Origin of the sequence: Bradyrhizobium sp. 187, assembly GCF_023101005.1 — a bacterium.
Classification (GTDB): Bacteria; Pseudomonadota; Alphaproteobacteria; order Rhizobiales; family Xanthobacteraceae; genus Bradyrhizobium; species Bradyrhizobium canariense_D.
The window spans coordinates 2,945,973-2,968,640 of record NZ_CP064693.1; the positions used below are offsets into that span (position 1 = coordinate 2,945,973).

Here is a 22,668-nt window from a genome sequence, read left to right on the forward strand (position 1 = left end):
AGAATTTACGGAGGGTGGCCATGCCAGGGGCGAGCGCTTCTCGAAAAGCAAGGCTTCTCTCTTCGGAAGAAAACCTTGAAAAAAGTGATCTCGGCTGGCCGGATATCGACTCGCCGCGCATGGCAATCCTGAATGCGATCAACGGCAGCTACGGTCTACCCGCATGGGAGGGGTCTTGGACCCGACCGCGCGCGGCGCCCGTCGGCGGGTCAGAAGACCTGTCCAATGTGATGGCGGGCACGGGCCAGCAGGCGTCTCAGGCAAGATTGGCGGATTTGTTGTCCACGGCCGGGATGTTGAGCAGGCAGGTCTCGTTCAACAGGCAGGTCCCGTTCCTGCCGTCAGCCGCCGACGCCGCACTGCCTCTCGGGGTACATGGCGGGCCGGCCGTCAATTCACTCACAGCTGGTTCGCTCTCGGTCACAACTGACCATGCCGACTATGCGCCTGGCAGTACTGCAACGTTTACTGCCAACGGTATGCGCTTTGGCGCGCCGATTACATTTCAGATCGCGGACCTACCGAGTGCACCGGGAATCGACGGAAATCCCGACACTTATGCGCCGTTCACGATCACGGACGGCGGTAGCGGCGACGTAGATGGTCTCCTCAACGGCACGGTGGTCGCGCGGTGGCAGGTCCCAGCCGATGGTCGGGCCACCGGTGCCACTATGAAGCTCACTGCAACCTCCGGGAGCCAGACAGCAACCACAACGTTCACAGACGCCAACAACAAAATCGTCACTGAGAATCAGAATGCGGGTACGCCCGAGAGCGTATGGGCGATCCACGGCTCCTTCGATAACCAAGGCGACTCGCAGATCGAAGGCTTCACGACACAGATCAGCACTAATGCGGGACAGACAGTCTCCTTCAAGGTCGATACCGCCTTGAGCGGCTATACTCTCGATGTTTATCGGCTCGGCTACTATGGCGGCAACGGCGCGCGCCTCGTCACCAGCATGCACCATACGGGATCGGCCAACCAACCGGCACCGCTCTTTAATGATCCAACCAACACCGTTGATGCGGGGAATTGGTCTATAACAGATTCATGGACAATTCCTGCCAATGCTGTTTCCGGGGTCTATTTTGCAAAGCTGACGACGGACACTGGCAATTTCCAGAACATGATTCCGTTTATCGTTCGCAATGATGGCTCCGCCTCGGACATTCTGTTCCAAACCAGCGACATGACCTGGGAGGCGTACAATCCATGGGGTGGATATAATCTGTATCAAGGTCCCAGCGGAACTAATAACGATCGTGCGTATGCCGTAAGCTACAATCGTCCGCTCGCGATCAACTCCAACTCCAACCTGGCCGGGCCGCAGGATTTCCTGTTTGGCGAGGAGTACGCCGCAATTTACTGGCTGGAGCGAAACGGCTACGACGTCAGCTACATTTCGGGCATCGATAGCGCAACCACTGCAGGATTGCTGCTGAACACGAACGCCTACATGGACGCTGGCCATGACGAATATTGGTCGCAATCGCAATTCGCCAATGTCACCGCCGCGCGCGACGCGGGGGTCGATCTGGCTTTCTTGAGCGGCAACGAAATCTATTGGGATGTCGAACTCGCAGCGAGCCTCGATGCTAGCCATTCGGCAAACCGGACGATCGTCGAGTACAAGGACATCTGGAGCGGCACGCAACTCGACCCGAATGGCACGGCCAACGGCGGCGCGGGCCTGTTTCGTGATCCGCTTTATGGACCTGGTACTCCGGAAAACTCTCTCTCCGGTACGATCTTCACCGTGGATGATATCGGCTCGCTCGACAACATCACCGTCCCGGCCAGCATGTCGCAGCTGCGCTTTTGGCGAAACACCAGCATTGCCAGCGGCACCGGAGGAACGCTGACCAACCTGCTTGGCTACGAGTGGGATAGCGATCTTGACAACGGTTCCCGGCCCGCCGGGTTGATCGACATGTCGTCGACGACGCGCAACGTCAATACGCTGCTGTTGGACAATGGGGCGACGACCGGCTCTGGGACGGCCACGCACAGCCTCACGCTCTACCGTGATCCGGAGAGTGGTGCTCTGGTTTTCGGTGCCGGCACGGTCATGTGGTCGTGGGGATTGTCAGACCAATATGTTTCGTACAGGGGCCTCACCGCGCCAGTCAGCACTGCCGTGCAGCAGTCGATGGTGAATCTCCTTGCCGACATGGGAGTGACTCCGCAAACGTTGCAGGCGGGCGTTGTGAGCGCCCAGCCGACCACCGACCACACAGCACCATCGGCTGTCATCAGCTCTCCGGCAGGTGGGGCCAACATCAGCCAGGGCCAGTCGGTCACGATTGCCGGCACAGCCTCCGACGACGGCGGACGTGTGGCCGGTATCGAAGTTTCGACTGATGGCGGCACGACGTGGCACCCGGCGAGCGGCACGACGAACTGGAACTATACGTGGGTTGCTTCGGGCTCTGGTACGCGAGTCATCGAAGCGCGCGCGACCGATGACAGTATCAACATGCAAACCACTCCCGCCACCGTCAGTGTCAATATCACGGGAGGGGGTGGGAATGGCGGGGCAAGCCTCTTCACTGCTTCCAACGTACCGGCCCAAACCAGTTTGAACGATGGCACGCCGCTTGAAGTAGGCGTGAAGTTTACCTCCTCCACGGCGGGACAAATCACCGCGCTGAAATTCTATCGCAGCCCGAGCGACACGAACTCCGACCTCCTCGACCTCTGGACCTCGGCCGGTACCAAGCTTGCCAGCGCGACCTTTACCATTACGTCAGCAAGCGGCTGGCAAACGGTCAATCTGGCAACCCCGGTCACAATCGCTGCCAATACAACTTACATTGCTTCGTATCATACCAACGGCGCCTACGTGGCCACGAATAGTTTCTTCGTCAACGCGTTCACGAGCGGCAATTTGACCGCGCCTTCCTCCGCCACATCGGGCGGCAATGGCGTCTATTCCTACGGTGGTACCAGCACGGCCGGAATTTTCCCGACCAATACGTTTTCTTCTTCGAACTACTGGGCGGACGTGGTGTTTGTACCCAGCAATGGCAACAACACGCCACCGACCGCCGTCGCGGACACGGCGAACGCCACGGAGAAGGGCGGTATCAACAACGGCACGGCCGGCTCGCCCGGCACAGGCAATGTGCTGACCAACGATACCGATCCCGACGCTGGCGATACCAAGACGGTTACCGCGGTTAGTTTCGGCTCGACCTCCGGTACACTCGGTGCGGCCCTCAATGGCGCGCACGGCAACCTGGTCCTCAATGCCGCCGGTGCGTTCACGTATACCGTTAATGAAACCGATGCGGCTGTGCAGGCTTTGCGGCTTTCGACCACTACGCTGACCGATGCCTTCAACTACACGATGAACGACGCCGCCGGTGCGACATCGTCGAGCACGCTAACCGTCACCATTCATGGCGCCAACGACGCGCCAGTGCTGGCGAGCCAGACCGCCAACCAGACCGCGACGGTCGGCACGGCGTTCTCCCTGACGCTGCCTGCAGGCACCTTCACCGACGTCGATTCCGGGGATTCGCTCGCTTACTCAGCGACCGGACTGCCCTCCTGGCTGAGCTTCAATGCCTCGACCCGCACCTTCAGCGGTACACCGACATCCGCAAACGTGGGGACGGTCAGTATCAACACCACGGCGAGCGACCTCGGCAGTCTCGCTGCGAGCGAGACGTTCAATATTACCGTGACGACCACTGCAAACACGCCACCGACCGCCGTCGCGGACACGGCGAACGCCACGGAGAAGGGCGGTATCAACAACGGCACGGCCGGCTCGCCCGGCACAGGCAATGTGCTGACCAACGATACCGATCCCGACGCTGGCGATACCAAGACGGTTACCGCGGTTAGTTTCGGCTCGACCTCCGGTACACTCGGTGCGGCCCTCAATGGCGCGCACGGCAACCTGGTCCTCAATGCCGCCGGTGCGTTCACGTATACCGTTAATGAAACCGATGCGGCTGTGCAGGCTTTGCGGCTTTCGACCACTACGCTGACCGATGCCTTCAACTACACGATGAACGACGCCGCCGGTGCGACATCGTCGAGCACGCTAACCGTCACCATTCATGGCGCCAACGACGCGCCAGTGCTGGCGAGCCAGACCGCCAACCAGACCGCGACGGTCGGCACGGCGTTCTCCCTGACGCTGCCTGCAGGCACCTTCACCGACGTCGATTCCGGGGATTCGCTCGCTTACTCAGCGACCGGACTGCCCTCCTGGCTGAGCTTCAATGCCTCGACCCGCACCTTCAGCGGTACACCGACATCCGCAAACGTGGGGACGGTCAGTATCAACACCACGGCGAGCGACCTCGGCAGTCTCGCTGCGAGCGAGACGTTCAACATTACCGTGACGACCACTGCATCAACCGTCAGCTTGTTCTCGAGCTCGGATACGCCGTCAGTGCTGTCGAGTTCCGACACGTCACAGGTCAACCTTGGTGTGAAATTCACCTCGTCCGTTACAGGTACTATTACTGGGGTCAAGTACTACAAGGGTGCCAGTGATACGGGTACGCACTCCGGCTCATTGTGGAGCAGCACGGGTACGCTGCTGGCGACAGCCACGTTCAGTAACGAGACCAGCAGCGGCTGGCAAACCGTCACGTTCAGCAGTCCCGTGTCGATCACGGCCGGTACCACCTACGTCGCTAGTTTCCATAGCAACGGTCGCTACACCGCCACGCCCAGCTACTTCACCACTGCGCACAGCAATGGGCCGCTGACGGCTCCAGCGAGCGGCAATGGCGCTTACACGTATGGTAACGGAAATCTGTTTCCGACCAGCACCTTCAACGCCACGAACTACTGGGTCGACGTCGTGTTCAACGGCTCTGGCGGTGGTGCCAACCAATCGCCAGTCGCAAACAATGACAGCGGCTTCAATGCCAGCCAAAACACCCCACTTTCCATTGCAGGGACTGCATTGCTCGCCAACGACACAGATCCAAACGGCGACATCCTGACGATTACGGGCGTCAGCGGAGGCGTCAACGGCGCCGCCGGCTTCAACGTACAAAACAACACGGTGACGTTCACCCCGACCAACGGTTATACCGGACCGGCTTCATTCAACTACGCTATCTCGGATGGCCGTGGCGGTACGGCCAGCGCAATGGTAGGCGTCACGGTTCAGGCGGCATCGTCCAGCACCGTGAGCTTGTTCAGCTCGAATCCAACGCCGAGCATTGTCTCCGTCAATGATCCAAACTCGGTGGAACTTGGCATGAAATTCGTGGCTTCCACGGCAGGCGACATTGTCGGGTTGCGCTTCTACAAAGGATCGAACAATACAGGCACGCACGTCGCCGATCTCTGGAGCAGCGCTGGCACCTTACTGGCCACTGCTACCTTTACCAACGAGACAGCGAGCGGCTGGCAGCAGGTCAACTTCAGTGCGCCCGTGACGATAGCGGCGGGAACGACCTACATTGCTTCCTACCACACTGCGGGAAGCTACTCCGCAGATCCAAATCTCTTTGCTGGTTCGGTCACCAACGGGCCGTTGACCGCACCGTCGTCCGCGTCCAGCGGTGGCAATGGCGTGTACGCTTACGGGACCGGCAGCCTGTTCCCGACCAATACCTTCAATTCCACCAGCTATGCGGTCGACGTCATCTTCAGGCCGCAGCTCGCAGCATAGGAGCCATAGATGCACGCCGAGATTTATACCGATGGAGTGGACGAGATCACAATCGGTGGGTCGATCGTACGCGTCGATCTGATGAGTTTCTCGCCCACGGAGCGAGACGCCAATCACGCGCCCAAGAAGGCCTTCTGCCAGAGGCTGATCTTTTCGGTGGAGTCCTTCGCGAACTCGGTTGAAGTAATGCAGAACGCGCTGCAGGGCCTGATCGATGCTGGGGCGGTGCGGCGCGGCCAGCCGAGCACATCGGCGGAGCCTCCGCACAACATTGCGCCCGTGGAGCGCGGTCCCTCCGTGATGAACAGCGCACGGTCGCCGAATGTCTCAAGTAATTTCAGCTGAAAGCCCCGCCCCGGAGGCGGCGGTGGCGACTTCTTCCGAAGCGCCGCAGTCGGCTGCCTGGACCGCGCTGGAATGCCTTGCCAAAGTCGCTGCTCATCACGGCATCGACCTGCCCGTGGATCGCCTGCGCCACACCTATGCCGTTGACGGCAAGTGCTTTTCGACAGACCTGCTGCTGCGCATGGCACGCGAGGCTGGACTCCGGGTGAAAACTGCGCATCTCGATTGGGGTGCGCTGTGTCGTCTGGGAGAGGCATATCCGGCCATTGCTCGGCTTACAAATGAGAACTGGATTGTTATCCTTGGCGCCGGAGCGGAGGGTGCCGGTGCCGAGACCGTCGCGACGCTCGATCCACTTGCCGACCGTAAGAACGAGCCTCTGATCGTTGCGAAAGACCGCTTCTGCGCGTGCTGGACGGGAGAGGTCATCCTGTTGAAACGCGAACGTCTATCGTCAGACACAGGGAGGACGTTCGGACTGCGGTGGTTCGTACCGGAACTTCTCCGGCAATCGCGGCTATTCGGCAACGTGGCGGTTGCCGCGATCGTTCTCTACGCGCTCGGCCTCGTGCTTCCGATTTTCTTTCAGTTGGTCATAGACAAGGTTCTTGTGCACGAGAGCTTCACGACGCTCTACGTGCTCACGGCCGGCGCGGCCGCCGCGCTCGCGTTTGACGCAATATTTGGATTTCTGCGGCGTTACCTTTTGATTTACGCAACAAACAGGGTGGATATCCGGGTTGCGACCAAGACATTCGGTCATCTTCTCCGATTGCCCGTGACCTTCTTCGAACACATCTCTGCGGGCGTCCTGGTGAAACATATGCAGCAGGCTGCGCGAATCCGCGAATTTCTGACCGGGCGACTGTTCCTCACCACGCTGGATGCGCTGTCGCTATTCGTCTTCATCCCTGTTCTGGCGCTCTACAGTGCCAAACTGACCTGTGTGGTTCTGGCCTTCACCGTGGTTAGCGCGATCGTCGTCGCAGTGCTGATGGGGCCATTCCGACGGCGCCTCTATGATCTCTATCAAGCGGAAGGCGCACGGCAGGCGCTCCTAGTTGAAACTGTTCATGGCATGCGCACGGTGAAATCGCTGGCGATGGAGCCGCTGCAGAGCAGGGTGTGGGACGACCGCTGCGCGCAGTCGGTCACAATGCGATTCGGAGTCGAGAAAATTTCAGCGGGCGCCCAGGCGGTCACCGGATTTCTCGAGAAGATGATGACGATCGGGATCATCGCCCTGGGCGCACTTGACGTATTCGGAAGGGAAATGACGATCGGCGCGCTTGTCGCTTTCAATATGTTGGCGGGGCGGGTCTCGGGACCGCTGGTCCAGCTCGTGACTATGGTGCACGAATATCAGGAGGTCGCCCTCGCAGTTAAAATGCTTGGTGAGGTGATGAACCAGAAAGCCGAGCGTGACGGCAAGAGAGACGGCTTGCGCCCCGACTTCGCCGGAAAGATAGAGTTCGAAAGTGTCTCGTTCCGTTATGGATCCGAAGGCGCTCCGGCGCTCGATCAAGTCTCCTTCTCCATTGCGCCTGGCTCCATCTTCGGGATCGTCGGCCGGAGCGGCTCCGGCAAGACGACGCTCACGAGACTGATCTCGGGAATGTATCCCGTGCAGCAGGGACTGGTCCGCATCGACGGATATGATGCCCGGGAGCTGGATCTAACCCATCTGCGCCGGAATCTTGGAGTGGTCCTGCAGGATACTTTCCTGTTTCGCGGAACCGTCCGCGAAAATATCGCCTGCGTAAAGCGGGATGCGACTTTCGAGGAGGTTGTGAGGGCAGCGCAGCTCGCGGGTGCGGACGAGTTTATCGAACGGCTACCCCGGGGGTTCGACACCATGCTCGAAGAGGAGGCGTCGAACCTCTCTGGAGGACAAAAGCAGCGGCTTGCCATCGCGAGGGCTCTCATTGCCAATCCGCGCATTCTGATTCTCGACGAAGCGACGAGCGCACTCGATCCCGAGAGCGAGATGATCATTAGGCGCAACCTGCGCCGCCTCGCTGCGGGACGGACCGTTATCATCGTTTCGCACCGCCTCTCCATGTTGGCCGAAGCGGACCAGATCCTTTTGATCGACCGCGGTCGTATTGTCGACGTGGATCACCACGACCGGCTGCTTTCCAAATCCACTATCTACCGCCATCTCTGGAATCAGCAGACGAAGCAGTTCGCATGAGCAAGGTAGAACAACTGCGTGAGACATCGAGAGCGAATACGGTCCCGCGCAGGCGTCGAACCATGTTTCGCCCGGCCCCGCGGCGACCGCGCGTCGTTACAGAATTTCAGCCTGATGCAATCGAGGTTGAGCAGCGAATTCCGCCACGGCTAGCTCATGTGACGCTCTACCTTGTCGTTGCGCTGATCGCCGTCGCGGTTGCGTGGGCATCGGTATCGCAAGTGGACATGATCGTTACCGCACAGGGGAAGTTGATCACGACGCGTCCAAACCTTGTGGTGCAACCGCTGGAAACGTCGGTGATCCGCGAAATTCACGTCAAGCCTGGCGATCGAGTGAAGCGCGGCGACTTGCTGGCTACGCTCGATCCGACCTTTTCGCAAGCTGACGTCGACCAGTTGCGCATCCGAGTCGCCGCCTTCGAGGCGGCTATTGGCCGGCTCCGCGCCGAATTGGATCGAACCGAGTTCGTCGTCAGCAACGCCAGCAATAACGACGAGCAGCTCCAGCATAAGTTGTTTCTACAGAGAAGGACCGCCTACGACGCCCAGATCCGGAACTGCGAAGCGCAGATCGCTTCAGCTCAAGCCAACCTGAAAACAGCGCGTGACGAAGAAGCGGTCTTGGTTCAGCGACTGGAGACCATGCAGTCGATCGAGACGATGCGAAGCGCGTTGATGGCTAACCAAGTCGGTTCAAAACTGAACCTCTTGTTGTCGCGTGACGCGCGGCTGGAGGTTGAGAGCAATCTCGCGCGCGTCCGGGGCAATATCGAAGACAACCGGCATCGTCTGGATAAGGCCCTGGCTGATGAAAACGTGTTCGCTGAGGACTTTCGTCGTACCGTTTATCAAGATTTGGTCGAGGTCACCGGCAAGCGCGACGGTGCCCTTGAAGAACTGAAGAAGGCCGAGCTTCGCCGGCAACTGATCGTGCTGCAGGCTCCCGCAGATGCAGTTGTGCTCGAGATTGCCAACCGCACCGTTGGCTCCGTGGTCCGCGAGGCTGAAACGTTATTCGTGCTTGTTCGCCGGGACGGGCAGCTCCAGGCCGAAGTCAACGTGGAGGGGAGGGACATCGGCCAGGTCGCGGTAGGGCAGCCGGTGCGGGTAAAGTTCGAGGCATTTCCATTCCAGAAGTACGGGACAGCCGTGGGTGAGGTTCGGGTCATCAGTGAGGACTCGTTCTCACCGGACCCCAAGGCCGAAGGTGTGCGCCGCACGACAGCTCCCTATTATCGCGTACTGGTCGACTTGCAGGACGTGCACCTTCGGCTGCAGCTGGAACGCGTTCAGTTGATTCCCGGCATGGCGGTTACCGCCGAAATGCAGGTCGGGCAGCGCACTATCATCTCTTATTTCCTCTATCCCCTGCTTCGCGGGCTGGACGAAAGCATCCGCGAATACTGACTCGGCTTGGAATGTTTCATGAAGCTCAGTCCGGATCTTGATGTAGAGATGGACGCGCAATGTTCTCCGAATGTACTACCAATCGTGACCTATGCTCTCGGCTGACGGGAGCGGTGCTGGCTGCCGACACACGGCCGCTGGCGCATATCCGGCATCTGGACTGGCGCGCCCAGCCAAATGATTCTTACCGCGCAGGGATGCGTTTCATACGCTCAATATCGTGCTCGGGATGTCGATCTCGCGGCAGCCCGACGGCCTCGATCTCCTGGAGAGGTCTCATCCTAAAGGTACGAAATTGTGCCGTTGGCTTGGCACGCTGGGGCCGATTAGTCGGAACTCGCCCACCATCGGGCTTTTGCAATCAGTTGTTGCAGGACTGAACATTCGGCCCCTCCCAGCGGGCTCGGGGCGATCATGCGAGCGGCCGCGCGAACGACGTCGTGGCGCAATGGGGTCGGACAGCAACATAGGTTTCTAATGTATCCAAAAATGCTATCATTTCAATTCTTTCAGACGCCAGAATTGGCGCCCATAAGCTGAAGGTAGTAAAGGTATGCGAGATGTAACTGAACGTCCGCTTCGAATTCTTGCTACGGTGACTTTTCATTTCCGGGAGTCACGGCTCCAGTATCTTTTTCAGGTCGTTCGAGCGCTTTGTGAATATCCTGTGGAAGTCCTGGATATTGTCATCACCACCAATGTCGACCGGGATGATGCGTTCAAACAGATTAGAGACGTTTGTGCACCGCTTTTCAGACCGTTTCCCGCGCGTCCAAACTCAAGCAAGAACCTTTCGATTGAAAGCTTTCCAACTCTTTCCGATCCCTGGCTCCTGCCTTGGGGCCACAAGCATCTTATCGCGGAGCAGTTTCTTAGAGCGAAAGTGAATTACACTCATTTCATATACGTCGAAGATGATGTGTTACTGTCCTTCGACAATCTCTGCTATTTCATCCATTATCGGGAAATACTCAACGAGAGAAGGTTGATACCCTCCTTTCAGCGCATCGAATACAATGACGCTGACAATCACCTGTATCTGGTCGATCAGGTCGGTGTGACTGATCTGAGCTCAAAAACCCGGGTGGATCTAGATGGGTATGCGTTCGTCAATCTGGATTATCCATTCAACGCGATGTTCATCTTGGACAGAGAGCTCGCGCTGGAGTACGTGGAAACACCCTCGTTTGACCGCCAGCGGAGCAAGCTTGTGCGACCAGAGTGGGATGTTGCTTGTCGCGCAGCAATGGGCTTGTGTTTCGAGAACCCGCCAGCAGGTTTCACTGCACGTTACGTATCGCCCATCGACCTAAGCACGCTGACGACACCATCTTGGTCCTGGGTCTACCACTTGCCTAACAACTACGCGAAGGACAGCAGTAAGCCTTTTGCCAAAACGCGAACAGATCAGCAATTCAGCTCGGAGGCAAACGTTGGCAGTTGGCGTCCGACTTCGAGGGTTGTTTCCAAGACTATTGAGTATCTTGCGCTGATGCTGGGCAAAAAGCGTTACAACGGACCCGATTCATCATTGTGATCGGTAGTATCGGTAGCACTGACGCTTTGCTTCCCGTCAGCCCGCGATTTTCCACCGAACCTTCTGCTGTTTGAAATCGCCGTCGTTCAACTCACCGAGCAGGATATATTGCCGAGCCAGATAGTGCTGCAATAGGCCGAGGCTGAAAAAATTGAACGTTCTGGCCCTTCGTTCCATTCCGGAGATAAGGGCCTCTGAAACATTTAGGTTTGCATCGTTGAGGAGCTTGATGGCAGTGTTCTCTACGAAAAATTTAAGGTGAGTCCGATCCAAAATGCCCGCCTCCCGGTAATCGAAGCGGCGCTGGACCAGGAGCGGTATAGAAACACTAAAATGAGAAATATTGGGAACTGAAACGATCACCCGGCCTTTGGGATTCAGCAGCTTTGTTAGGTTTCGTAGGGTCTCGTCTGGATCGGGAAGATGTTCGAGAACATCAAGCAAAAGAATTAGGTCATAGGTTTTGAGCCGTATAATGATTTGGTCGACGGGACCAATAATGGCCAAATCAGCATTCACCTTCAATTCTTCTAGCATGGCTGGGTTTATCTCGACCGCAGTCGTTTCAGCCGTGGGATAGAGGCTTTTTAGCCATTTTAACGTGGCGCCGGCCCCGGCTCCCACTTCGAGTATACGGGTACATTGATCGGGCAGGAGCGGCTCGATTTCAAGTCGGGTCCAGTGGTGATAGTTCATTGTTTTGGTCACTCATTTCGAGACCGGCATTGGTGGAGTTCAATGATACTACAGGAGCATCGTCGTCACCGACGTTCGGAAAAAGCACCCTAGCATTGGTCCTCGAAGACGGCATACCCGTCCCGGAGAGCAGGGTTCTCATCTATCACACGATGCCGCCCATCGTTCTTCAGGCGCCTATATACTTCATGGATACGAACATTACTAACATCGTCGAGTAGCACGTACTTTGCCTTTCGTAGCAATTCGTGTAATGTCTCGTAAACACTCTCTCCCTGAGAGCGCACGGTGCCGTTAATCAGCAAGATATCAAATTGTACAATATTGTTGTCCTCCCTGATCCTCGTTATCGCTTTCTGAAACTGATCTCGCAGGTCGCCGGAATCAAGCGGTAATGGCCCATACCATTTTACAAGATCCTCTTCGGGTGCCTGGCCGTTAGCAGTAGCCTCATGGCGTCCACGCATTTTCAAGCATATCACGCGTGATTGTTCTTCTCGCTCACGGAACCCGGCTATAAGTGCTTGAGTTCCGCGCCATCGCTGATCCGCGCCGATAACCAGCGCCGTTGCGACTTTCTCCCCGCGGGCCAAGTCATAGATCTGCTTGTAAAATTCATCGTTTCTGCTGCTCGAAAGGTGATGCGGCATGAAGTATCCGTACTTTTCCTCAATCCTATAGATCCCGCGTTTTACCAGCTGCCTGAAGCTCGCCCGTAATTTGTCGGAGCGAAGCTTCCTCTTAAAGTGCCTTGTCGACCGTTGAGGTGTTGCTGGATGAGCGCCCCTGGCAAGTTCACTATTACTCTCGTTCTCATGGCGCACAGGGACTTGGCAGAGGTTCAGATTATTCGACATGCCAGCGTCGCGATACAAATTGTTTCTCAGCCGCTCGGCCAGTTCAGTTCGATTGCATGCTGCAAGCATGTCACACAGGTTCATGAACCACGCGTGCTCACTGCATTGAGGCAGTTGATGAATACTTCGTCGTTGTTTTGGCAGCCGGCTGTCTTCGCGAGGAAGTGAAGGGTCCCGATTAGCGAGAATCATCGTTGCGCGTCGTGCTCGATTCAATTCGTCGTGACTGAGCCAAGGAAATTGGCTGGCGGCTTCGATTGCCTCGCCTAAATCTCCGGTGCAGATGGTTGCGATGATAAAGTAAGCCCATTCAACGGGATCGGGATCTACCGCTTTGTACTCGGAAAGAGTGAATTGGATCGGCTCAGAAATCCAAGAGAGCGCCGCCTTCGCATTGCCCTTGCGTAGGTTGCATAGCGTAAGCCTCAACTTCGGCTCAGGCATCCATGGAATGTATTGTGCGCACCTCATATAAAGGCGTTCCGCGCCCTCGTAGTCGTGGTCGCGGAGTAGTGCGTCACCCTGTTGCAAGAGCTGCAGATGTAAACCACCGCACACAAAACCAGAAGCGTTGCCGCTAGACTGTGCATTCACAAGGCGAAGCGGCCCGAACGGGCCGGCCTGGACAATCTTCTGGTGGGATTGAACTACTTTGTTGAGTTCGTACCATTGAAGGATCTGGTCGCGTTGCCTTATCGTATGGAAGCGGTGGACAAACTCGAATCCTGCTTGAACGATGGCCTCAAGTGCATCCTGGTTGTCGAACAGAAAGGATAGTTTGTCCAACACGTCATGTTCGTCGGCCAATACGCAATTGACCATGTCTTTGAAGCCCGCAGCTTCGAGTGCCGAGGACGGCTCTGCTACCAAGCAGGAGTTACATGCGGGAATCTCAAAGTGCTTCCTCACGACTTCCTTTGCTAATGTTCCGCAAGATGGCACAAACAAAGATGCATTCAACATCCGAGCATAGGGCTCGCCGACCCTTATGGGCTGCTGCGTGTTCTTGGGCGCATAGCCGGGATGATTGCAGATCAAGGAGGGGTAGTGTTTCGAGAGTAGGCGGGTCATCCGCCGGCGCCAGGGATACAGCGCTGTGCTGTTGCCCGCAAAGAGGACGGGGATGCTCTTCCATTGACCATAGTCGTGGTAGATATCGGGATCGACGAAGTTGGGCCAAGTAAATAACGAATCCAAAATCGCCGGGGTGTTTTCGGCTGCTGCGGTCGCTATCGCAAAATAAGTCGAAATTCCCAATTGATCCATGTCGGACAAAAAGCCGGCGCGACCACAGCAGAACGCATCTGAGTTGAGAAGGCCGAGCTTCGGGATATGGGGATACGCGTGCGCGTGACTTATTCGTGGTTTATGGCAGGTAGGAAACGGAACACCGCTCTCAAAGAGGGTTAGATCGGGTTGATGAATATCGCAGGTCTGTTCGTAATCACAATCGTGATCGACGACCACGACGTTGAAGAACTGCGATAAGCACTTGACGTGTTCTCGTTTGTGCGCGAGCAGAAAAGCAGGCAGCCTGTCGTCATATTTGTGCTGAAAGAAGATCAGTGTAGGCTTTACACCAAACGTATCCATCTTGTCCTCAGTTTGGTCGTCTGTAGATGGTTGTTAGCTTCGCGTTTGTTAGCAGAGGAGAGGGCGGCTCTATCTTCAGACGGATCATTGCGAACTCAGTGCGTCGACTAGTGCGCGCTAGCGGCGGCGCTGAATCGCCAGGCCTCACGAAGTCGGCACGCATGTTGCCAAAACGCACAGATTGAGCGGAGTTCGATAACAACCCGCGGCCGGATACTAGGAATGGGCAGCGGGCATCGGCTTAACCACCCTTCTGAGAGCGTTCGCTACGTAGACAAGAGTCTCCTCGGTCATTTGCGCATAGAGTGGAAGCAGAATCGAATGATCCTGCGCCAGCTCCGACTGGGGCAACTTGTGATGCCGTTTTTCGAGGGCATAAGGGGCTTCGCGGTGTGCGCACATAATTCCACGGCGTGTCGCAATGCCGTGGTCAAGAAGGGTCTGCATTACCTCTCTTTGGTCCAGCCTGTCCGACAGACGCACACAGTAGCTCTGCCAGTTGGATCTGGCCCACTCGGCTTCCAGCGGCAGATGCAGCCCCTCAAGTGTCCCAAGTAACTCGTTGTATCCGACAGCGACCGCTCGACGTCGCGCCACGAGGTCCGGAAGCCGCTCGAGCTGCTTGCGCCCGATTGCGGCCTGCATATCCGTCATTCGGTAATTGTAGCCGAGAACGACGTACTCCTCGAAGATCACGGACGAGGAGTTGTGACGTACCGTGTCCGGAACGCTCATACCGTGCTGGCGTAGCAGCCTAAACTTGCGATCAAGCTCGGCGTCAGCGGTGGTGAGCATTCCACCCTCGCCTGTCGTGATTACCTTTCGCGGATGAAAGGAAAAGCAGGCAATGTCTCCATGCGGCTTGCCGATCGGCTCCCATTCGCCGTTCATCCGGATCTGCGATCCGGCGGCACAGGCCGCGTCCTCAATCACCGCGATGCCGTGGCGTCGCGCCACCGCGATGAGCGCTGCCATATCACACGGCATGCCCATCTGATGGACCGCGATGATCGCACGCGTGCGCTCGGTGATGGCTTCGGCCAGCCGAGCGCAATCCAAATTGTAGGTCTCCGGGTCGATATCGACGAAAACCGGAGTGGCGCCCTGGTATCGGATGACGTTCGCCGTCGCAATGAAGGAGTGGCTAACCGTGATCACCTCGTCGCCGGTGCCGATACCCAACGCTGCCAAAGCAAGCTGAAGTGCGGTCGTACAATTGGCGACGGCACAGGCGTGCGGCGCGCCAACAAGTGCGGCGAACTCACCCTCAAACGCGGCCACCTCCGGGCCTTGCGACACCCAGCCCGACAGCACGACCGCGCGCGCAGCATCGGCTTCTTCATCCGCAAGCAGCGGCGCCGCGATCGGAATCACGATGCCGCCGCCTGCCGCTGGGAGCCGGAAGCAAGTTCGCGTTCGGATCGCCACCATTTCACGAGCTCGGCGAGCCCTTGTTCCAGCGAAACCGTGGTGCGGAACCCCAGCAAACGCTCTGCTTTGCCGGTTGATGCCAGCCGTCGAGGCACCGGATTAACGGAGCGTTCCGGCGCGAATTCGGGTGCCAGGCCGCGGCGTCCCATCACGGAGGCAAGCACCGTAGCCAGCCCCGTCAGGCTGGTTTCCGTGCCGCTCCCGACGTTGAACACCTCATCAGTGATCTTTGCCCTGGCCGCAAGGATATTGGCACGCGCGATGTCGCGGACGTGGACGAAATCCATGGTTTGATGACCGTCACCAAAAATGATCGGAGGTAATCCGGCTTCCAGCCGCTCCATCCAGCGGATCAAGACCTCAGTATACCGGCCGTGGATGTCCATCCGCCCGCCGTAGACGTTGAAATATCGAAGTGCGACGTAGTCGATCCCGTACGCATCGTTGAAGGTACGCAGCAAAGCCTCATTAAAGGCCTTAGCGGCTCCATAGAGAGTTCGGTTGTTGTACGCATTCTGGCGCTCGGTGGTGGGAAATTCCTCTGCCATGCCGTATACGGATGCCGACGACGCCGCGATGATCTTCTCAACATCGTGCTTGATGCACAACTCCAGCAGGTCGTAGGTGGCGTCCACCATGACCTCCTTGGCAAGGCGTGGTTCGGCCGCACAATGAGTGATTCGGAGCGCCGCCTGGTGAAATACAATATCAGCAGCCTTGAGCAACGCTTCCATCAGCTTGCGATCGCGTATGTCGCCATGAACCACTCTCACCGGGCCACGTCCGAGCGCGCGCCCGAGATTTTCCGGCCGGCCTCTTATCATGTTGTCGATGGCAACGATCTCGATGCAGCCCTCATCGCAGAGCAGATCAATAATGTGGGAGCCGATGAAACCTGCGCCGCCGGTGACCAGAACGCGTTTTCCCTTGAGATCAATCAAGACGCTCTCCTGTTGTGGGACCTTGTCACGAGACTCTCTGGATGCTCTGCTCGGTCGCTTGTCACTTCGCTGGGCCGCAGTGCCGCGTTCCTGAGTGTGGAGGCAACCTCGACCACCTGTTCCGGCAGCAACTCTGGATAAATGGGAAGAGAGAGGAAATCGTTCGCCAACATCTCGGTGACGGGAAGATCACCGGCACGATAACCGAGTTCTGCATAGGCAGTCTGCAGATGCACCGGAACGGGATAGTGGATCCCGGCGCCGATACCGGCTTCACGCAATAGCGTCAGCGCTTCGTCGCGCCACGGCAACCTGACCGCATAGACGTGATACACGTGACGGGCGTACGGGGGCGGCTGGGGACGCGGGCATAAAAGATCAGACAGCAGTGCATTGTATCGCTCAGCGAGCGAACGACGAGCTTCCGTCCAGCGCTCAATGTAGTTCAGCTTGACGTTCAGTATCGCGCTCTGAATTTCGTCCATGCGATAGTTGTATCCGGGAATGACGTGATTGTATTTCGTCTCCTGTCCCCAATCCCGCAGCAATGACACGCGGCGTGCCAATTCAGCCCGATCGGTTACGACGGCCCCGCCCTCGCCAAAGGCTCCAAGATTCTTGCCGGGGTAAAAGCTGAAGCATCCCAGATCGCCAATCGAGCCCGCGCGACGTCCGCGGTATTCCGCGCCATGCGCCTGCGCGGCGTCCTCGATGACTACCAGACCGTGACGACGCGCGATCTCCATAATGGAGTCCATGTCGGCCATCTGCCCGTGGAGATGAACCGGCAGGATCGCCTTCGTTCGCGGTGTTATCGCAGCCTCGATCGAACCGGGATGCATCGTCCATGTTACCGGGTCAACGTCGACAAACACCGGCCTGGCTCCGCTGTAGAGGATCGCTGCGGTTGTCGCGACGAAGGTCATGGACACCGTGATGACTTCGTCACCGGTTCCGACGCCCGCCGCCAGCAAGGCAAGATGAAGTGCCGAGGTTCCGCTGTTCACCGCGCGGCAATGGGCGGTCCGGCAATATTCCGCGAAGCGACCCTCAAAGGCAGTGACCTCTGGGCCGAGCACAAAGTGCCCGCTGCCGACGACTCTCGCGACCGCGGCGTCGATTTCCGGCTTGATCTGGCTATATTGGGCTTTCAGATCCAGGAAGGGTATCAAGATTCAAGTCCTCTATTGGACCAACATTATAATACATTTAACCCGCATTATTGTATTTAATCAATCATTAAATCTTACCGTTTATGTGGGAATTTAAAATGGTTTACGAAGCGCCTCTGCTGAGCCGCGATCGCCCAAGACCGCCGTTTCAGCCGCAGACAATACCCGAGCGGGCACTCCCGCGACGACAGCCCCAGGCGGAACGTCTCTCGTCACCACCGCACCCGCACCTATGGAGGCCCCCTCTCCAATCGTCACTCCGCACAGAATCGTGGAGTTCGAGCCGATCGAAGCTCCCCTACCGACGCGAGTGCGCTGCAGCGTCCAGTCCGACGCTTGCTGAGGACGACCATCCGCCGTCGTTGCCTTCGGGTGTTTGTCGTTCGTGAACATTACGCCATGACCGACGAACACTTCATCCTCGATCGTGACTCCCTCGCAGATGAAGCTGTGCGACGATATCTTGCAACGTGCACCTATCTTTGCCCCCGCCTGGATCTCCACGAAGGTTCCTATCTTGCTCTCGTCACCGACGACGCAACCATACAGGTTGACTAGATCAGGATGAAAGATCGTGACGTCTTTGCCGAGCTTTACGTCGCTTCTGATGGGCATCTCCGCCTCCAAAAATCGCCAGAATGCCTTATAGGGCCGAACGTGACGGCCTCAGTTTGGGTGCAACACGGGCGAGACCAGCTGCGGCGATATGGAGATGATGCAGTAGCGGGTGGCCGGTCATCAGCAGCCCTAGCCACCAGCAAAGCGCCGCAACGCCCAAGCCCGAGGCCAAACCTCCGAGCGATGTCAACATTCCCGCTTCCGTCAGCGCCGCGCAGCCGGATGTGCCGAAAGCGGTTACCACCGTGACGATACCGCTCTTCATCAACGTGCGAGTAATATCTGTTGGCTTGAGGCCTAGATGCCGCCCGATAAAATAGATCGCCACGGCCGCCTGGAAGGGCAACGTCAAAACCGCGGAGGCGGCGACAGCCTGCACACCGAAGAAGGATGCGGCAAAAATTACAAGCAGCGACGGAGGTAGCGAGATGAAAGAAGAGACCAAAGCGTCCCGCACGCTTCCAACCGCTACAAGCATGGGATAACTCAAGCATGCTGCAAAAAGCGCCGTGTTGGCGATGCAGAGCAGGCGCACGAGAGGCACGACCTCTAGCCACGTCTCGCCGAGCCAGATCGCGATGATCGGTCGGGCCATAATGGCCACGAATATCAGGAACGGCCAATGCGCGGCGGAAAGTAGCTCGATTGCGTCAAGATAAACGGCCTTCAGGTCGTCCCCCGCTTGGCGCCTGGCGACAATCACCGGCATGATTACAGGGTTCAATACCTGCGTAACGAGCTTGTCGAACGTTTGCGTCAGGTTGATCGCTCGGCTGTACAGTCCGACGGACATAAAGTCCATAATTCTTGCAAGGAACAGCTGGGGCGCCAGATTGTAGAATACGTTGATGACGCTGACCCCGCTCGAATAGAGGCCAAAGCTGACGATGTCGCGGCATTCGTGGAGCGAGGGACGCAGTGCGCCGAAGTCTCGATGACTGGCGAGCAGCGCCAGAGTCAGACTCACGCTTCCCGCCAGGGCCCCCCATACTGGGGCCATATAGCTAAATCCCGCGATCGCAAGTCCGATTGAGACCAGAGCAACCGCCACACTTGCTGCGAAGTTGCAAAGGGCCAACGTACCGAATTGCATGTCTCGACGCAGCAAGGCAGAAATTGTCCCGGAAAATGGTGCCAGAAGAAAATTCAGCGCTGAAACCTCGATGCCCCTCTTGAGGCTTTCCTCGGCAAAAAGATCTGAGAGCGCACGCGCAAGAACAAAAAGAAGAAGCGCAATCGCAATCGAGATTCCAAGCGCGACGGTGAAAGCCGAGCGAACATTGGCGGGAGACAATTCACGCTTCTGAATCAGGTAGTTTCCGCCCCCGAACTCCTGAAAGGATGCGCCAATCACCGCGGTAACGGCATTGACGACCGCATAGACACCGAATTCCGCCGGCGATAGCAGTCGAGAGAGGACCGCTGTCGCAACCATGAAAAGCACTAGGCTGCCATAGCGGTCGATTGCCGAAAACAAGATCGAACGTTGTATCGAGTTCATAGCGAGACCGTCGCGCTGTTCGCGCATTGCATGTCGCCCGCCATTGATTCAGGCCGTCGCGCGTTCCGGGACCCTGCGCTGCTCCCGTTTCAGGAGGACCGGTTTGCCCTGCTCGGCAATCGAGCGGGACGCGGCCTCCAGGACCTCGATCACCCGCAGTCCCGACATACCGCTCGAAATCGGTCGCGTGCCGCTACGCACGCAATCAATGAAGTGCTCGACCTCGACTTGGAGCGCTTCCTTGGGGGAGACGTGGGGCGCCCACATATCGCCAGCCCGGTAACCGATCCGGAATTGGTGGGCTTTGTCGGAAGGGCTATCCAGGGTGATACCCTTGTCATATATCTTGATCTTTTCGGTCGGTTCAAGATCGTCATAGACGATCATCTTCTTGCTGCCGCCAATGAAGGTCTGGCGGACCTTGATTGGCGAGAGCCAGTTGACGCTGATATGGGCCACGCATGCGCTATCGAAAAACAATGTGATGTGGGCCATGTTTTCCGGCGAGCCGGCCACATGACATGACCCTGTCGCCGAAACTGCAACAGGCTCTTCAGCCAAGATGTAGTGGATGATCGAGATGTCGTGCACCGCCAAGTCCCAGATCACATTGACATCGCTTTGGAACAGGCCAAGGCTCGAGCGTGTGCTGTCGTAGTAATAGACGTTGCCAAGCTCCTTCTTGAGTAAGAGCTCGCGGATCTTCTGCACGGCCGGAGTGTAGAGAAAGGTGTGATCGACCATCAGCGTCAGACCGCGACGGGCCGCCTCGTCTATCAGGCCCCGGGCCTGATCCGAACTTTGCGCAAACGGCTTCTCCACCAGGATGTGCTTGCCTGCCTTGAGGGCCGAAAGGGCAAGTTCATAGTGAGTATGCACCGGCGTTGCGATTGCGACTGCATCGACAGATGGGTTCTCGAGTAGATCGTGATAAGAGGATGTCGTTGCGATTCCTGGATAAAGGCGATTGCTGGCCGCGAGCTTCTTCGGGTCGAGGTCACTCACGCCAACCAGGCGTACGGAGGGGTGAGCGGCGAAGTTGCGTACGAGGTTTGGTCCCCAGTAACCATATCCAATAACGCCAACGCCGACGGATCTATCTGACATCTTTAGCACCATTTCTCTCTATGCTGGCAACGTCTCATCGAGCCCGGCCGAAGTCAGGGATCGAACTTGATGATTATGAGACGGCGAATGGGGGAGGGTCGCTTGTCGCGTTGGACCGAACTCGCCGACCGCAGCTTTGCATGCGCGCGCGGCTGGGTCGCTCAGAGGAACGACGATCGGTCGTCCGCCTATTGATAGAGCATCCAAATCGCAAAAAGTGCAGGTATCCATAGGCACTTCCTGTAGCTCGTCAAAAATCGACATCATTTAATTGTACTGCGACCCAAGTACGAATGCTACATTTAAATGATTTTATTTTTTGAGCGATATAATGCCGTTTTGGTTAATCCTCCGTCTATTTCACGTTATGCCAAGCGGCAGGCTTTCAGGGATTTCGTCGGTTAACCCGAATCTCGTGGACGTGATTGCCGTAAGGCTGCCGGAGTCTTGCGTCCCGGGCTCCAGGACCGCGACCGGCTAAGGGTGACTATTAACATGTGCGCGTATGGCCATTTTTATGATTGATTTAAAGCCGCGGTCGATTTAAATAATACCAGTTGGCGGCTGCACGTGCACTCATGGAGTTATCCCGTCGCGCCGGTTCTCAGAGCCGAGCGAGGGGAAGGCGCCATGGGTTAGCTGAACCTATCGCAGCCTCGAAAAGTCCGAGACCTGATCCATTCCGACCGGGCCATCAATGATTTCGATTGTCGTCCCTGCCCACAACGAGAGTTCTGTAATTGCACGGACGTTGAGCCAATGGGTCAGCACCCCGGCTTCGGACGAGATCGGCGTCGTCGTTGTTTGTAACGGGTGTACAGACGACACTGCGAATGTCGCTCGGTGCTTCGGGTCGACTGTCCATGTTATCGAAACGGATATCGCAGGGAAAACGGACGCCCTAAACGTCGGCGATCAAATCTCGGCCGCGTTTCCGCGGATTTATGCTGATGCCGATATCGTTATTACAGCCGACGCCATTCGAGCTTTGGCAAAGCGCCTTGAGAAGGGCGATGTTTTGGCGGTAGCACCCACGGCCGATATCAACCTGGCGGGCTGTTCCTTGTTGGTCCGCAAATACTACGCAATTCGATTGCTGCTGCCTTCCTCGCGCGAGGGAATCGGCGGTTCCGGCGTCTACGCCTTATCTGAGGCGGGGCGCAGGCGGTTCGGCCAGTTTCCAGACGTCATTGCTGATGACATCTATGTTCGCCTTCATTTTAAAGCGGAAGAACGCGAGACGCTCACTTCCGTCAAAGCGATGGTGTTTCCCGCGCGCACAATCCCGAAGCTTATCTCTGTCAGAAGTCGCGCCTATGCGGGGATTTTTGAAATCGCTCGTCGCTTTCCCGACCTTTCCGTGAACAGGAGCGAAACCAACGGTAGAACGGTCATGCAATTATTTAGGGACTTTCGCCTGTGGCCGGGATTATTGATCTATTGCTATGTCAATATTCTTGCTCGATTTAGAGCGGTAATTCTTTCTGGTGTCAAAGGTGCCGTGTGGCAACGAGATGACACTTCACGTCGGACGTTACCCGCCGGTTCGCACTCATGACTCCTGTGCTTAAATCGATGCGGTGAGGCATCCTTCCGACAGGGGCCACCTTGTCGCT

The 22,668-nt window shown here is 57.3% G+C and carries 14 protein-coding genes; 6 read left to right on the plus strand and 8 right to left on the minus strand.

Annotated elements, in window-relative coordinates; all coding sequences use genetic code 11:
- The first annotated feature begins 20 nt into the window (after window positions 1-20).
- The 5 genes from IVB19_RS13875 to IVB19_RS13895 all read left to right on the plus strand — a co-directional run bounded on the left by IVB19_RS13875 (window position 21) and on the right by IVB19_RS13895 (window position 11,136).
- Window positions 21-5,651 (plus strand): DUF4082 domain-containing protein, encoded by a 5,631-nt coding sequence (locus tag IVB19_RS13875; RefSeq protein ID WP_247821498.1) that lies wholly within the window; start codon window positions 21-23, stop codon window positions 5,649-5,651.
- A gap of 9 nt (window positions 5,652-5,660) precedes the next feature.
- Window positions 5,661-5,996 carry a hypothetical protein gene (locus IVB19_RS13880; RefSeq protein ID WP_247821499.1) on the plus strand — a complete coding sequence of 112 codons (336 nt, stop codon included), beginning with the start codon at window positions 5,661-5,663 and terminating at the stop codon, window positions 5,994-5,996.
- Complete coding sequence (locus tag IVB19_RS13885) at window positions 5,974-8,190, plus strand: peptidase domain-containing ABC transporter (RefSeq protein ID WP_247821500.1); 2,217 nt, start codon at window positions 5,974-5,976, stop codon at window positions 8,188-8,190. Before IVB19_RS13880 ends, IVB19_RS13885 begins: the two co-directional genes overlap by 23 nt.
- Window positions 8,191-8,348: 158 nt before the next feature.
- Window positions 8,349-9,599: an HlyD family type I secretion periplasmic adaptor subunit gene (locus tag IVB19_RS13890; RefSeq protein WP_247821501.1), complete on the plus strand. Its 1,251-nt coding sequence runs from the start codon at window positions 8,349-8,351 to the stop codon at window positions 9,597-9,599.
- Window positions 9,600-10,266: 667 nt separating this feature from the next.
- Window positions 10,267-11,136 (plus strand): hypothetical protein, encoded by an 870-nt coding sequence (locus IVB19_RS13895; RefSeq protein ID WP_247821502.1) that lies wholly within the window; start codon window positions 10,267-10,269, stop codon window positions 11,134-11,136.
- 36 nt (window positions 11,137-11,172) lie between these two features.
- Here IVB19_RS13895 and IVB19_RS13900 read toward each other — a convergent pair whose 3' ends face one another.
- The 8 genes from IVB19_RS13900 to IVB19_RS13935 all read right to left on the minus strand — a co-directional run bounded on the left by IVB19_RS13900 (window position 11,173) and on the right by IVB19_RS13935 (window position 21,052).
- On the minus strand, window positions 11,173-11,832 hold the full coding sequence (locus tag IVB19_RS13900) for a class I SAM-dependent methyltransferase (protein ID WP_247821503.1): 660 nt from the start codon (window positions 11,830-11,832) through the stop codon (window positions 11,173-11,175).
- An 89-nt stretch (window positions 11,833-11,921) separates the two neighbouring features.
- Window positions 11,922-14,282, minus strand: coding sequence for a glycosyltransferase family protein (locus IVB19_RS13905; protein WP_247821504.1), 2,361 nt, complete (start codon window positions 14,280-14,282; stop codon window positions 11,922-11,924).
- A gap of 216 nt (window positions 14,283-14,498) precedes the next feature.
- Window positions 14,499-15,713: a DegT/DnrJ/EryC1/StrS family aminotransferase gene (locus IVB19_RS13910; RefSeq protein ID WP_247821505.1), complete on the minus strand. Its 1,215-nt coding sequence runs from the start codon at window positions 15,711-15,713 to the stop codon at window positions 14,499-14,501.
- Entirely contained in the window at window positions 15,653-16,654 is a 1,002-nt protein-coding gene (locus tag IVB19_RS13915; protein ID WP_247411034.1) for an NAD-dependent epimerase/dehydratase family protein, read from the minus strand. The genes IVB19_RS13910 and IVB19_RS13915 overlap by 61 nt, the downstream gene beginning before the upstream one ends.
- Window positions 16,651-17,826 carry a DegT/DnrJ/EryC1/StrS family aminotransferase gene (locus IVB19_RS13920; protein ID WP_247411031.1) on the minus strand — a complete coding sequence of 392 codons (1,176 nt, stop codon included), beginning with the start codon at window positions 17,824-17,826 and terminating at the stop codon, window positions 16,651-16,653. Before IVB19_RS13920 ends, IVB19_RS13915 begins: the two co-directional genes overlap by 4 nt.
- Window positions 17,827-17,919: 93 nt before the next feature.
- A complete protein-coding gene (locus tag IVB19_RS13925; protein WP_247821506.1) occupies window positions 17,920-18,441 on the minus strand; it encodes an acyltransferase in 522 nt (173 codons plus the stop codon).
- Between the two features lie 28 nt (window positions 18,442-18,469).
- Window positions 18,470-19,972 carry an oligosaccharide flippase family protein gene (locus IVB19_RS13930; protein ID WP_247821507.1) on the minus strand — a complete coding sequence of 501 codons (1,503 nt, stop codon included), beginning with the start codon at window positions 19,970-19,972 and terminating at the stop codon, window positions 18,470-18,472.
- Window positions 19,973-19,993: 21 nt separating this feature from the next.
- Window positions 19,994-21,052, minus strand: coding sequence for a Gfo/Idh/MocA family protein (locus tag IVB19_RS13935; RefSeq protein ID WP_247821508.1), 1,059 nt, complete (start codon window positions 21,050-21,052; stop codon window positions 19,994-19,996).
- Between the two features lie 697 nt (window positions 21,053-21,749).
- On the opposite strand from IVB19_RS13935, the gene IVB19_RS13940 reads away from it, so the two are divergent.
- Window positions 21,750-22,610, plus strand: a complete 861-nt coding sequence (locus IVB19_RS13940) for a glycosyltransferase family 2 protein (RefSeq protein ID WP_247821509.1) — start codon at window positions 21,750-21,752, stop codon at window positions 22,608-22,610.
- Window positions 22,611-22,668: the final 58 nt, after the last annotated feature.

Excerpts from the sequence above, each read along its gene's own strand:
- IVB19_RS13875 (WP_247821498.1), top strand. The coding sequence starts at position 21 with ATGCCAGGGGCGAGCGCTTCTCGAAAAGCAAGGCTTCTCTCTTCGGAA.
- IVB19_RS13880 (WP_247821499.1), top strand. The coding sequence starts at position 5,661 with ATGCACGCCGAGATTTATACCGATGGAGTGGACGAGATCACAATCGGT.
- IVB19_RS13885 (WP_247821500.1), top strand. The coding sequence starts at position 5,974 with ATGTCTCAAGTAATTTCAGCTGAAAGCCCCGCCCCGGAGGCGGCGGTG.
- IVB19_RS13900 (WP_247821503.1), bottom strand. The coding sequence starts at position 11,832 with ATGAACTATCACCACTGGACCCGACTTGAAATCGAGCCGCTCCTGCCC.
- IVB19_RS13905 (WP_247821504.1), bottom strand. The coding sequence starts at position 14,282 with ATGGATACGTTTGGTGTAAAGCCTACACTGATCTTCTTTCAGCACAAA.
- IVB19_RS13910 (WP_247821505.1), bottom strand. The coding sequence starts at position 15,713 with ATGGTGGCGATCCGAACGCGAACTTGCTTCCGGCTCCCAGCGGCAGGC.
- IVB19_RS13925 (WP_247821506.1), bottom strand. The coding sequence starts at position 18,441 with ATGCCCATCAGAAGCGACGTAAAGCTCGGCAAAGACGTCACGATCTTT.
- IVB19_RS13930 (WP_247821507.1), bottom strand. The coding sequence starts at position 19,972 with ATGCGCGAACAGCGCGACGGTCTCGCTATGAACTCGATACAACGTTCG.
- IVB19_RS13935 (WP_247821508.1), bottom strand. The coding sequence starts at position 21,052 with ATGTCAGATAGATCCGTCGGCGTTGGCGTTATTGGATATGGTTACTGG.
- IVB19_RS13940 (WP_247821509.1), top strand. The coding sequence starts at position 21,750 with ATGATTTCGATTGTCGTCCCTGCCCACAACGAGAGTTCTGTAATTGCA.